Origin of the sequence: Streptomyces sp. NPDC005805, from assembly GCF_040630445.1 — a bacterium.
GTDB lineage: Bacteria > Actinomycetota > Actinomycetes > Streptomycetales > Streptomycetaceae > Streptomyces.
The window spans coordinates 1-11,998 of sequence record NZ_JBEXXN010000006.1 but is presented as its reverse complement, the minus strand read 5'-3'; the positions used below and the strand labels follow the sequence as shown (position 1 = coordinate 11,998).

12 protein-coding genes and 2 rRNA genes are annotated in these 11,998 nt (G+C 72.6%); 3 read left to right on the top strand and 11 right to left on the bottom strand.

The window, feature by feature from the left end:
• Positions 1–151: 151 nt before the first annotated feature.
• Positions 152–427, bottom strand: a complete 276-nt coding sequence (locus ABZ457_RS05460; protein WP_359154133.1) for a glutaredoxin family protein — start codon at positions 425–427, stop codon at positions 152–154.
• A gap of 271 nt (positions 428–698) precedes the next feature.
• Here ABZ457_RS05460 and ABZ457_RS05455 point away from each other — a divergent pair, with 271 nt between their 5' ends.
• The 3 genes from ABZ457_RS05455 to ABZ457_RS05445 all read left to right on the top strand — a co-directional run bounded on the left by ABZ457_RS05455 (position 699) and on the right by ABZ457_RS05445 (position 4,359).
• Positions 699–1,646, top strand: coding sequence for an HAD-IB family hydrolase (locus ABZ457_RS05455; protein ID WP_359154131.1), 948 nt, complete (start codon positions 699–701; stop codon positions 1,644–1,646).
• A gap of 414 nt (positions 1,647–2,060) precedes the next feature.
• Entirely contained in the window at positions 2,061–2,906 is an 846-nt protein-coding gene (locus ABZ457_RS05450) for an ECF subfamily RNA polymerase sigma factor, BldN family (RefSeq protein ID WP_359154129.1), read from the top strand.
• A 253-nt stretch (positions 2,907–3,159) separates the two neighbouring features.
• Positions 3,160–4,359, top strand: coding sequence for a DUF5667 domain-containing protein (locus ABZ457_RS05445; RefSeq protein WP_359154127.1), 1,200 nt, complete (start codon positions 3,160–3,162; stop codon positions 4,357–4,359).
• Positions 4,360–4,455: 96 nt separating this feature from the next.
• On the opposite strand, the gene ABZ457_RS05440 is transcribed toward ABZ457_RS05445, so the two are convergent.
• From ABZ457_RS05440 to ABZ457_RS05395, 10 genes are all read right to left on the bottom strand, one after another.
• The gene (locus tag ABZ457_RS05440; protein WP_359154125.1) at positions 4,456–5,622 is read right to left on the bottom strand and encodes a lysophospholipid acyltransferase family protein; all 1,167 of its coding nucleotides are present in this window, start codon (positions 5,620–5,622) and stop codon (positions 4,456–4,458) included.
• 75 nt (positions 5,623–5,697) lie between these two features.
• Positions 5,698–6,777 carry an NAD-dependent epimerase/dehydratase family protein gene (locus ABZ457_RS05435; protein WP_359154123.1) on the bottom strand — a complete coding sequence of 360 codons (1,080 nt, stop codon included), beginning with the start codon at positions 6,775–6,777 and terminating at the stop codon, positions 5,698–5,700.
• Positions 6,778–7,011: 234 nt separating this feature from the next.
• Positions 7,012–7,110 carry an AURKAIP1/COX24 domain-containing protein gene (locus ABZ457_RS05430; protein ID WP_003948845.1) on the bottom strand — a complete coding sequence of 33 codons (99 nt, stop codon included), beginning with the start codon at positions 7,108–7,110 and terminating at the stop codon, positions 7,012–7,014.
• Between the two features lie 151 nt (positions 7,111–7,261).
• Complete coding sequence (locus tag ABZ457_RS05425) at positions 7,262–7,474, bottom strand: helix-turn-helix domain-containing protein (RefSeq protein WP_018847683.1); 213 nt, start codon at positions 7,472–7,474, stop codon at positions 7,262–7,264.
• A 146-nt stretch (positions 7,475–7,620) separates the two neighbouring features.
• On the bottom strand, positions 7,621–8,436 hold the full coding sequence (locus ABZ457_RS05420; protein WP_359154120.1) for a phosphatase: 816 nt from the start codon (positions 8,434–8,436) through the stop codon (positions 7,621–7,623).
• Between the two features lie 111 nt (positions 8,437–8,547).
• Entirely contained in the window at positions 8,548–9,723 is a 1,176-nt protein-coding gene (locus tag ABZ457_RS05415; protein ID WP_359154118.1) for an acetoin utilization protein AcuC, read from the bottom strand.
• Positions 9,674–10,903 carry an MFS transporter gene (locus tag ABZ457_RS05410; RefSeq protein ID WP_359154116.1) on the bottom strand — a complete coding sequence of 410 codons (1,230 nt, stop codon included), beginning with the start codon at positions 10,901–10,903 and terminating at the stop codon, positions 9,674–9,676. Before ABZ457_RS05410 ends, ABZ457_RS05415 begins: the two co-directional genes overlap by 50 nt.
• Positions 10,904–10,973: 70 nt before the next feature.
• The gene (locus tag ABZ457_RS05405; RefSeq protein ID WP_359154114.1) at positions 10,974–11,633 is read right to left on the bottom strand and encodes an HAD family hydrolase; all 660 of its coding nucleotides are present in this window, start codon (positions 11,631–11,633) and stop codon (positions 10,974–10,976) included.
• 85 nt (positions 11,634–11,718) lie between these two features.
• Positions 11,719–11,835: ribosomal RNA gene (gene rrf, locus ABZ457_RS05400) — 5S ribosomal RNA — on the bottom strand.
• 89 nt (positions 11,836–11,924) lie between these two features.
• Positions 11,925–11,998 (bottom strand): 23S ribosomal RNA (locus ABZ457_RS05395); the annotation flags it as partial.

Genomic DNA, 11,998 nt, shown 5'->3' with positions numbered 1-11,998 from the left:
CCCCGAGACCGCCGGATCCACCTCACTGTGCCCTGTCCGCGCCCCCGCCGACAGCCCCCGGACGGGCCCGGCCGCCGGACTCCATCGGGCCTCCAGGAGGTGTGGCGTCACCCTTCCGGGGACGCCCGCCGCGCACCGCCGGGCGCCCGGCTCACTCCTCCAGGGCCCGTCGCAGCCGCTCCCCGTCCACCCGCCAGAAGGTGTGCTGCTCGCCGTCGACGAGCACCACCGGGATCTGCTCCCAGTAGGCGCGGTGCAGTTCCTCGTCCCGGGTGATGTCCTTCTCCTCCCAGGACGCCCCCGTCCGCTCGCAGACCGACGCGACCACCTCCCGGGCGTCGTCGCACAGATGGCAGCCGGGCTTGCCGATCAGCGTCACGACACGCTCACCGGCCTTCTTCTTCGTACGCCGCAGCAGAGGGCTCATGCCCCCATTCTCCCCGCCCCGGCCGGCGCCCCGCCCAAGGTCGTGTCCGGACCGTCCCGCCTGGTTCGCGGCGTCCGGCACGCACCGGACGCCGCGAACCCGCCCTCCGGGCGAACGGCGCGACCCTCCGGACACTCCCAAGGCCCGCCACGGGCCCGGGCGGTGGCGGACGCCGCGCGGCCCGGCCGCGTAACGGCGCCGACGCGGACTGTTCACGCCACCGCATCCCGGCGGGTCCGGAGGCGGCCGGCGGACTGGCTATGCTCACGACATGGCCGCTCTGGGATGGCTCACCCCCCGCAGGCGCTCCGCCACCGCGCGCAGTGTCCTGGCAGGCGAGGCCGCAGCCGAGGCAGCACGCAAGTCCTCGCAGACGATCGAGGCCCTCCAGGAACTGGAGGGCGCACCGGCCGAGGGCACGGGAGAACCGGAGTTCCCCGTCGCCGGCGACGAACGCGCCGCCGCCTTCTTCGACCTCGACAACACCGTGATGCAGGGCGCCGCGATCTTCCACTTCGGCCGGGGCCTGTACAAGCGGCAGTTCTTCCAGCGCCGCGAACTCGCCCGCTTCGCCTGGCAGCAGGCGTGGTTCCGGCTCGCCGGCGTCGAGGACCCCGAGCACATGCAGGACGCCCGCGACAGCGCCCTGTCCATCGTCAAGGGCCACCGCGTCTCCGAACTGATGAGCATCGGCGAGGAGATCTACGACGAGTACATGGCCGACCGGATCTGGCCGGGCACCCGGGCCCTCGCCCAGGCGCACCTGGACGCCGGGCAGAAGGTGTGGCTGGTCACCGCCGCGCCCGTGGAGACCGCCACGATCATCGCGGGCCGCCTCGGGCTGACCGGCGCCCTCGGCACCGTCGCCGAGTCCGTCGGCGGCGTCTACACCGGCAAGCTCGTCGGCGAACCGCTGCACGGCCCCGCCAAGGCCGAGGCGGTGCGCGCCCTGGCGGCCGCCGAGGGCCTGGACCTGTCCCGCTGCGCCGCGTACAGCGACAGCCACAACGACATCCCGATGCTCTCCCTGGTCGGCCACCCGTACGCGATCAACCCGGACACCAAGCTGCGCAAGCACGCCCGGGAACGGGACTGGCGGCTGCGGGACTACCGGACCGGCCGCAAGGCGGCGAAGGTCGGCATCCCGGCCGCGGCGGGCGTGGGCGCGCTCGCCGGGGGAACGGCGGCGGCCGTCGCCCTGCACCGCCGGCGCCGCTGACCCACCGCGGCCGGGGACCCACCGGCCCCGGGCCGCCCGACCGGGCGGGGCCCCGCCGTCAATCGCGAGCCGCCCCCATCAGCCCCGGGGTCACGACCCGCGCGTGTCGCCGGGCGATCCGGTCGTCCTTCCCCCGTAAGGCCACGGCCAGTCCCGTTGCCTCCGCGTGGGCACAAGCAGCCCCCCGACGAAACAGATTCCGAAGCGATCCGATCAACAATCGGTCACCGATCCTTCCCTGATCCGTCACCAAGGCACAACAGAAGTGTCGGAAACGGCGATTTTGACAACTGGGTGTAGCACGCCCTGCACGAAGCGTTATTCTCCTCAGACGCATGACGGACCCCACCGGTCATCACGACGGGTGAAAGGTCCAGCACAGCTCGTGATGGAAGCTCTGCCTCTGGGAGTCCCGTGTACCCACACGTCGGGGTTGACGCCTCGGGCCTGGCTACGCTGCGCGCAGCGGTCCTCGACCACCTGCGCGGCCTCGTCCCCACCGCGTACGCCGTCCCCGCCTTCGCCACGCCCGTTCCCGCCGCCGGCGGCCCGGTCGGGCCCTGCTACGCCCTGGCCGACCGCGTCGGGACCGGCCCCGCGCGCACCGCCGTCACCGACTCGCGCGCCGCCGGCGAGGGGCGCGCGGTCGCCCGCAGAGGCCGCCACAGCGCCGGAGGCTCCACCACCGCCCGCCGCCCCTCGGCGGACAGCGACAGCGCCCGGATGATGGAGCTGGTCGAACGCGCCCAGGCCGGCGAGGCCGAGGCCTTCGGCAAGCTGTACGACCAGTACAGCGACACCGTCTACCGGTACATCTACTACCGCGTCGGCGGGAAGGCGACCGCCGAGGACCTCACCAGCGAGACCTTCCTGCGCGCCCTGCGCCGGATCTCCACCTTCACCTGGCAGGGCCGGGACTTCGGCGCCTGGCTGGTGACCATCGCGCGCAACCTCGTCGCCGACCACTTCAAGTCCTCCCGGTTCCGGCTGGAGGTCACCACGGGCGAGATGCTCGACGCCAACGAGGTCGAGCGCAGCCCGGAGGACTCCGTCCTGGAGTCCCTCTCCAACGCCGCCCTCCTCGAAGCCGTCCGCAAGCTCAACCCCCAGCAGCAGGAATGCGTCACGCTCCGCTTCCTCCAGGGCCTCTCCGTCGCCGAGACCGCCCGCGCCATGGGCAAGAACGAGGGGGCGATCAAGACCCTCCAGTACCGCGCCGTGCGCACCCTCGCCCGGCTGCTGCCCGACGACGCCCGCTGAGCCACCGCCGCCTCCCCGCCTCCCCCCACCGACCCCGTCCCCAACTCACCTTCGGTGACGCCCCGATGACGCACTGGTCCGATCATCTTTCGCGCGTAACCCAACTGCCGCGCCGCTCGTTGTGCGGATTGCAGGCTCCCTGTGGACACGCCATGCCCGCAGCCACTCACTCGTTCGTGTGGTTGCGCTCAAGGCGTGCAACCCTCCAGACCCTCAGGGGAGTCGACCGTCATGACGAGAGGAGGTGCCGCCAGTGATCGCGAACGTTTCGGCACACCGGCGGGCGAGCGCCTTCGCCCAGGCCCTGGAAGACCGGGCGGCCGAACAGCCCCGCGCATCGGTCGAGGAGACCGAGCAGGACCGGCTGTTGAGCCTGGCGAACGGTCTCGGCGAGCTGCCGAGACCAGAGATGGACCCCGAGGTCAAGGTGGTCCAGAGAGCCCAGCTCGTGGCCGCCATGGAGGCGATGCTCAAGGACGGCCCGGTCGCCGAGGGAGGTGCGTCCGCGGGCCCTACGGTGCCCGAGCAGCGGACCCACGGCCGCGGCGCCCATCGGGCCTCCCCGCTCCGGAAGTTGCGACCGAGGTCCCGCTGGTCCAAGGGCCTCGCGGCCGGCGGGCTCACCGTGGGTGTGGCCGCGGGAGCGTTCAGCGGCGTGGCCGCTGCCAGTTCCGACGCCCTCCCGGGTGACTCCCTGTACGGGCTCAAGCGCGGCATGGAGGACTTCAAGCGCCAGCTCGCCGACGGCGACGCGGACCGGGGAGAGCTCTACCTCAACCAGGCGTCCACCCGGCTCGGCGAGGCCCGGCGCCTGATGGAACGGGACCGGGCGGGCAGCCTGGACCACGAGTCCCTCGGCGAGGTCCGCCGCACGCTCACCGGCATGCGGCACGACGTCACCGAGGGCCACCGCCTGCTCAGCGCCGCGTACGAACGCGACGGCTCCCTCGGCCCGATGGCCACCCTCGACTCGTTCTCCCGCGCCCACCGCGACACCTGGGACGGGCTGCGCGACCGGCTCCCCGTGCAGCTGAACGACGTCGGCGAAGAGGTCAGCTCGGCCTTCGACGCCATAGAGGAAGAGGTCGGCCCGCTCGAATCCCTGCTCCCCCGCCCACCCGTGAAGGAGCACCGGGGCCCGCAGAGCCCGGGCACCACCCCCGAGGACTCCGACCGGTCCACCGGTCCCGGCCGCACCTCGCCGTCCACCCCCGAGCAGGACGGCGACCGCACCGGCCAGGACAGCAAGCCCCGCCCCTCCGGCTCCAGCTCCGCGCCGCAGGACGAGGGCCTCCTCGGCGGAAACACGGGCGGCCTGCTCGACCCGCCGTCCCAGGGCACCACTCCGGCCCCGTCCGGCAAGCAGTCGGAGCCCCCGGTCCCGGACGTCACCATCCCGCCGCTGCTGCCGGGCATCCTCCCCGGCCTCGGCCTGGAGGCGGACGACCAGTAACCGGCGGCGGCCGGAAACGACGAAGAGGGGCGCTCCCGGCCGGGAGCGCCCCTCTTCGTCGCTGCTTCAGGCGCGCTGCTCTGCGCGCAGGGCGTCCTAGAAGAACACCGACCGCCGCTGCACCAGCAGCTTGTAGAGGGTGTGCTGGATCTGCTCCCGCACCTGGTCGGTCAGGTTGAACATCAGCATCGGATCCTCCGCCGCCTCCGGCGGATACCCGTCCGTCGGGATCGGCTCCCCGAACTGGATCGTCCACTTCGTCGGCAGCGGCACCGCACCGAGCGGCCCGAGCCACGGGAAGGTCGGCGTGATCGGGAAGTACGGGAAGCCCAGCAACCGCGCCAGCGTCTTGGCGTTGCCGATCATCGGGTAGATCTCCTCCGCGCCGACGATCGAGCACGGCACGATGGGCACCCCGGCACCGAGCGCCGTCGACACGAAGCCGCCCCGGCCGAACCGCTGGAGCTTGTAGCGGTCGGAGAACGGCTTGCCGATGCCCTTGAAGCCCTCCGGCATCACCCCGACGACCTCGCCGCGCCGCAGCAGCCGCTCCGCGTCCTCCGCGCACGCCAGCGTGTGCCCGGCCTTCCGCGCCAGCTCGTTCACCACCGGCAGCATGAACACCAGATCGGCGGCGAGCAGCCGCAGATGCCGCCCGGCCGGATGGTTGTCGTGGACGGCGACCTGCATCATCAGCCCGTCCAGCGGCAGCGTCCCCGAGTGGTTGGCCACCACCAGCGCCCCGCCCTCGGACGGGATGTTCTCGATGCCCTTCACCTCGACCCGGAAGTACTTCTCGTACATCGGGCGCAGCAGGGACATCAGCACCTGGTCGGTCAGCTCGGCGTCGAAGCCGAACTCGTCCACCTCGTAGTCGCCGGTCAGCCGGCGGCGCAGGAACGCGAGCCCGCCCGCGACCCGCCGGTCCCAGGCCCCGGCCGCACCGGGCTCCGGGGCCGGGGTCGCGTTCGCGTTCGCGTTCGCGTTCGCGGGACCGTCACCGGCAGCCGCCCCGGCCGCCTGCTCGGGCAGCGGACTCACCACCGCCTCACCGGACCGCTCCCGGCCCGTCCGCCGCTTCTCCCCCCGGGAGAGCCGCCCGGCGCGGCCCGCGGCCGCCTCCTGGCCCGGCTCGGCCGACGCCTCGCCGGACGCGGCCCGCTCGGTCGCGCGGCGCCCGGAGCCGGGCCGCCGCCTCGCCGGGCGCGCCGCGCCACCGCGCGAACGGTCGTCGTCGAAGGGAATGACCTTGGCGTCCGCCATGGTTGGCTGTGCTCCTTGTCCGGGCCTGTCGGGCTTCGCGCCGCCGTTCACCGGCCGCTCGTCATCGGGCGCTGCTCATCGGGCTCCGTGCCGGGCCGCGCCCACGGGCGGCAGCGCCCCGCCGCCCTCGGGCGCCAGGGCGGCCGCCACCTCGTCCACGGCTCTCGCCACGGCCTCCGGCGGCAGCAGCCCCGGCCCCTTGCCGCGCGCGAAGTCCGCGAAGGTCTCCGCCGTGCTGTACCGGGGCTCGAAACCCAGGGTCTCGCGCATCTGGACGGTGCTCACCACCCGGCCGTGGGTCAGCAGCCGGATCTGCTCGGGCGAGAAGTCGGTGACGCCGACGGTCCGCAGCGCGGACCCGACCCAGGTGACCGCGGGCAGCAGCACCGGCAGCGTCGGCCGCCCCAGCCGCCGCGCGCACTGCGCGAGGCTCAGCACCCCGTCGCCGGCGATGTTGAAGGTGCCGCTGTTCAGGGTCCCGCGCCGCGGCTCGTGCAGGGCGATGCGGAGCACGTCGATCACATCGTCCTCGTGGACGAACTGGAGCCGGGGGTCGTAGCCGAACACGGTCGGCAGCACCGGCAGCGAGAAGTACTCGGCCAGCGGCGAATCGGCGCACGGGCCCAGGATGTTGGCGAACCGCAGCACGCACACCGCGACGTCCGGGCGCCGGCGCGCGAACCCGCGGACGTACCCCTCGACCTCCACCGCGTCCTTGGCGAAGCCGCCGCTCGGCAGGGACTTGGGCGGGGTGGTCTCGGTGAAGACGGCCGGGTCGCGGGGCGCGGAGCCGTAGACACTGGTGCTGGACTTCACGACCAGCCTCTCGACCGTCGGCGACTTCTGGCAGGCGCCCAGCAACTGCATGGTGCCGATGACGTTGGTCTCCTTGACCGACGCCCGGCCCCCGGTGCCCAGCGGCGTGCCCGTGACGTCCAGGTGCACCACGGTGTCCACGGCGTGCTCCGCGAGGACCCGCGCGATCGCGGGCATCCGGATGTCGGCACGGACGAACTCGGCCCCGCCGAGCGGCCGCCCGGGCGCCACGGCGTCCACACCGATCACCCGGTCCACCTCGGGGTCGCGCTGGATGCGGCGCACAAGACGGCCCCCGAGCGGCCGGGCGACACCGGTGACGAGCACGACCTTGCCCAAGATCAGCGCCTTCCCCTAGGTGGTCTCGTCACCGTAGCGCGTCGTTGTTGCGCTGTGATGACCGCGCGGCGCACTTTTGCCAGGACCTTCCTTTTCACGCCCCTCATGCCCCGCGCGCCGCCCGGCGCCGGTCGGTCCGGAACCGGCCGCCGGGTCGTACGCGACCGGCCCCGGACGCACCTCGGCCCTCCCACCGGCGACCGGTGGGAGGGCCGAGCAGCGCACTGGCGCCGCTTACTTCTTGTTGCGACGCTGAACGCGCGTGCGCTTGAGCAGCTTGCGGTGCTTCTTCTTCGCCATCCGCTTGCGCCGCTTCTTGATAACAGAGCCCACGACTACCCTCGCTCACTTCTCGGAACATCTCCGCGCCAGCGGAGATCGGTGCGGGGCGTCTGGGCCCACACGACCTACGTCGGCCTAGCCTACCCGCCGCCGGGTGAGGGACGTAATCCGAGGGCGATCCGAGAGCGGAGTCCGGCCTCCGTCAGGCCGATTCCACCCCCACGAAGGACTCGCGGAGATACTCGTGCACCGCTTGCTCCGGTACCCGGAAGGACCTCCCCACCCGAATCGCCGGCAGATGACCGCTGTGCACCAGCCGGTACACCGTCATCTTCGACACCCGCATCACCGCGGCGACCTCCGCCACGGTAAGGAACTTGACCTCGTTGAGAGGCATCTCGCTGCCAGCTGCCATGACCCACCTGTACCTTCCGCACCCGACGCGCACCGGCTTCCCCTCCGGTGACTCTTCGTCGCTGTGCGCTCACTGCCCAGATTAGGGGCGGGTGATGCGAGTGGGGAAGAGGAGCTGCATTCCTCCTCTACGGTGACAGACGCGTTCTACGGTGACAGACACGCGCGTTTGAGCACATAGCGCGTCACCGGCACGTAGTGGTCCGAGGGCACGCCGTCGTCCAGCGGGACCGCGACCGACACCTGCCCCTCGGCCGCGCCGACGAAGAGGGCCGGGTCGTCCGTGTCCGCCAGCCCGATCGCCTCCACACCGAGCTGACCTGCCCCGCAGACCCAGCCGTGGTCGCCCACGACCAGCTCCGGGAGCGGCCCGCCCCCCTCCGCCGCGGCCTGGAGGGCGACCCTGACGGGCAGCGGCGAATGACTGTGCGCCCCCTCCCCCGCCTCCTCCGACTCACGGACCAGACCGACCCCCCGTACGTAGGCGAGGGTGAGCGGACGTACGCCGAACCGGGTCGTTATGTCGACACATCGCCCCTGCGCGGGGGTGAGAACAGGACATCCCGCCGCCGACACCGCGTCCGCCAGATCAGCGTAGAACCCGAGCAGCCGGTGAGGGTGCCCGGTCCCGAAGAGCACCGGCGCCCGCCGCCCCACCGCCTCGGCCAGCCGCTCCGCGAAGACGTCCAGCGCCCGCACGGTCAGCTCCGGGTCGATGACGTCCCCGCCGTGCACCCGGGCCGGGTCGGCGGACACCCCGCAGCGGTCCGCCATCAGCGCCAGCAGGGCCCGCTCGTCCCAGCGCCCGAGCGGATCGAGCCCGATCGTCACCCGGGGGTCGCGGGCCGCGAACGCCCGGTAGCTGCGCAGGCTCGCCTCCCGCGAGGTCGCCACGGGACCGGCGAGCCCCGAGTCCAGCAGATGCGTCAGCAGCTGCGCACGCAGCGCTCCGGTGCTCCACACCCTCCGCATGCTGGCGCACGGACGGGCCACCGAGACCAAAACCCGGAAAACCCCGCACCGTTGGCCTAATCCCGCTCCGAGCCCGCCGCCGGTGCCCGGCCCGGGGACCGGCTAGGGCAGCAGACCCCGCAGCGGGAACGCGGCCCGCCGCGTCGCCAGGATCGCCTGGTCCAGCCGGTCCGCCGGGTCGTAGCCGTCCTCCCAGGCCCGCCGGCGCACCGGCCACCGGCCGTCCGTCATCCGCCCCGGCCCCAACTGCCGGGTGCGCGCGTACACCTCGTCCCGCCAGGCCGACGGGATCACCGACTCCGGCTCCACCGGCCGGTGCGCGGCGATGCCCACCAGATGGGTCCAGGAGCGCGGGACGACGTCCACCACCTCGTAGCCCCCGCCGCCCAGCGCCAGCCAGCGGCCGCCGGCGGTGGTGTGCGCCAGCTCGTGGCAGGTCTCCTGGACCGCGCGCTGCGCGTCCAGGGACACCGCCAGGTGCGCCAGCGGGTCCTCGAAGTGGGTGTCCGCGCCGTGCTGGGTCACCAGGACCTGCGGCCGGAAGGCGGCCAGCAGCTCGGGCACCACCGCGTCGAAGGCGCGCAGCCACCCCTCGTCGCCCGTCCCCGCCGGGAGGGCCACGTTCACCGCCGAGCCCTCGGCGGCGCCGTCCCCACCGGTCTCCTCCGGCCAACCGGTCTGCGGGAACAGGGTGCTGGGGTGCTCGTGCAGGGAGATCGTCAGCACCCGGGGGTCGTCCCAGAAGGCCGCCTGCACCCCGTCCCCGTGGTGCACGTCCACATCGACATACGCGACCCGTTCCGCGCCCAGCTCCAGCAGCCGGGCGATGGCGAGGGAGGCGTCGTTGTAGACGCAGAAGCCGGACGCGCAGCCCGGCATCGCGTGGTGCAGCCCGCCCGCGAAGTTCACCGCGTGCTCGGTCTGCCCGCGCCACAGGGCCTCGGCGGCGCCCACGGACTGCCCGGCGATCAGCGCCGACGCCTCGTGCATGCCCGCGAAGGCGGGGTCGTCGACGGTGCCGAGCCCGTACTTCTGGTCGGCCGCGCGAGGATCGCGCGAGGCGGCGCGCACGGCGGCGATGTAGTCCTCGCGGTGCACCAGCCGCAGCGTGGAGTCGCCGGCGGGCTTCGCCGCGACCACGTCCATCGCCCCGTCGAGCCCGTAGGCCCGCACCAGTCCCATGGTCAGGGCGAGACGCACCGGGTCCATCGGATGGCTGTCCCCGAAGTCATACGCCGTGACCGCCTCGTCCCACATCAACAACCCGCGGCCGCTCATGCCCGCCACCGTATCGGTCGCCCCCCGAACCGAACGCGCGGGCATACCCCAGGATCGCGAGCACCAGCACCAGGGGCACCAGCATCGCCCCGCGGTAGCTCCACGCGTCGCCGAGCACCCCCACCAGCGGGGAGCCGACGAGGAAGCCGACGTAGTTGAAGACGTTGAGCCGGGCCACCGCCGCGTCGCTCCGCCCCGCCGGCAGCCGGCCGGCCGCGGCGAAGGTCTGGGGCACGATCACGCACAGCCCGAGACCCAGCAGGGTGAAGCCCGCGATCCCGGCCCAGGGCCCGGGGGCCGCCGCGACCACGCCGAACCCGACTGCGGCCAGCAGCGCCCCGCACCGCACGACCGCCACCGCCCCGAACCGCCGCACCCCCAGGTCCCCGACGGTCCGCCCGAGGAGCGTCGTCACCATGTACGCGTTGTAGGGCACTGTCGCCAGCTCCTCCGACCCGCCCAGCACGTCCTGGAGGTACTTGGCACTCCAGTTGGCAACGGTGGAGTCCCCGATGTACGCGAAGGTCATCACCAGACACAGGGGCATCAGCACCCCCAGCGGCACCGCACCAGCGAGGCCGGCGGTCCCCGTGGGCTCCGGGTCCGGCTGCTTCTGGCGGGACGCGTCCACGTACCAGCGACTGGCGGCGAGCGCGGCGGGCACCAGCACCACGACGACGGGCAGATACGCGGTCAGCAGCGCCAGGTCCGCGCGCGCACCGGCCCAGGCGAGCGAGGCGCCCGCGATACCGCCGAGGCTGTAGGCCGCGTGGAAGCCGAGCATGATGCTGCGCCCGTAGGCCCGTTGGAGGGTGACGCCCAGCATGTTCATGGACGCGTCCAGCGCGCCGACCGCGAGGCCGAAGACACCCAGGGCGACCGCCAGGTGCCACAGTTCGCGCCCGCCGCCGACCCCGAGGAGGGACAGCAGCACCAGCGGCTGGGACCAGCGCAGCACGGCGCTGGGCGGGGTACGGCGTACGACGCGTCCGGTGAGGACGCTGCCGACGCCGGCGAGGACGGGCACGGCGGCGAGGAACAGCGGCAGCAGCGCGTCGGAGACCCCGTACCGGTCCTGCACGGCCGGGATGCGGGTGACGAGCAGAGCGAAGGCGACGCCCTGCGCGAGGAAGGCGAACGCCAGGGACCCGCGTCCGTGGCGCAATCGCGCGTCGGTCATGGCCGGACAGCGTAAGCCCGTTGCCTACCGCGCGGTAGGGAGCGGGTAGGGGGAGTTCAGGCGGGGAACCTCAGGCGGCGGACGGCTGGGCGAGGAGCGCGAGGAGCTCCTCCATCGCGTCGAAGTGCCCGTTCACGCCGACGAGTTCGGCGGCGGAGGTCATCGCGGTGAAGCCGTACACGTCCATCCCGGCGGCGACGGCGGCCCGGACCCCGAGGGGGCTGTCCTCGATCACGACACAGCGTTCCGGGGCGACGCCCATGGCCCGGGCGGCGTGCAGGAAGAGGTCCGGCGCCGGCTTGCCCCGGCCGACGTCCTGGGCGCTGAACACGATCCCCTCCCCGAACCAGCGGTCCAGCCCGGTGGTCCGGTGCCCGACCCGGATGCGCTCATGGCTCCCGGAGGAGGCGACGCAGTACGGGACGCCGTCGGCCCGGAGCTTCCCGAGGACGTCGACGACCCCGTCGACCGCGGTCAGTTCGCGCTCGAAGGCGTCGAACACCCGGGCGTGGAAGGTGTCGTCGAAGCCGGCGGGCAGCGCCTGCCCGGTGCGCTCGCGGACCAGGTCGTGAATGCGGTGCATCGCGGAGCCCATGTAGTCGCGCAGGGAGTCCTCGTACGAGGTGGGGTGACCCAGCTCGGTGAGGTAGGCGGCGAGGATCGTGTTGGAGATCGGCTCGCTGTCGACGAGCACGCCGTCGTTGTCGAAGATGACGAGGTCGTAGCGCATGCGACGACAGTAGCCGGTCCTCGAACTGGGTCCGGAAATGCAGAAAGGCCCCGGAACGGTGTTCCGGGGCCTTCTGACAAAAATTGTTCGGCGGTGTCCTACTCTCCCACAGGGTCCCCCCTGCAGTACCATCGGCGCTGAAAGGCTTAGCTTCCGGGTTCGGAATGTAACCGGGCGTTTCCCTAACGCTATGACCACCGAAACACTATGAAACTATACGAACCACACACCCGGCCAACAGAGTTGATGGTGTTCGTTGTTTCAGAACTAACACAGTGGACGCGAGCAACTGAGGACAAGCCCTCGGCCTATTAGTACCGGTCAACTCCACACGTTACCGTGCTTCCATATCCGGCCTATCAACC

Coding starts and splice junctions, on each gene's coding strand:
- ABZ457_RS05405 (WP_359154114.1), bottom strand. CDS start 11,633: ATGCGCTACGACCTCGTCATCTTCGACAACGACGGCGTGCTCGTCGAC.
- ABZ457_RS05410 (WP_359154116.1), bottom strand. CDS start 10,903: ATGACCGACGCGCGATTGCGCCACGGACGCGGGTCCCTGGCGTTCGCC.
- ABZ457_RS05440 (WP_359154125.1), bottom strand. CDS start 5,622: ATGGCGGACGCCAAGGTCATTCCCTTCGACGACGACCGTTCGCGCGGT.
- ABZ457_RS05425 (WP_018847683.1), bottom strand. CDS start 7,474: ATGGCAGCTGGCAGCGAGATGCCTCTCAACGAGGTCAAGTTCCTTACC.
- ABZ457_RS05415 (WP_359154118.1), bottom strand. CDS start 9,723: ATGAGCGGCCGCGGGTTGTTGATGTGGGACGAGGCGGTCACGGCGTAT.
- ABZ457_RS05455 (WP_359154131.1), top strand. CDS start 699: ATGGCCGCTCTGGGATGGCTCACCCCCCGCAGGCGCTCCGCCACCGCG.
- ABZ457_RS05460 (WP_359154133.1), bottom strand. CDS start 427: ATGAGCCCTCTGCTGCGGCGTACGAAGAAGAAGGCCGGTGAGCGTGTC.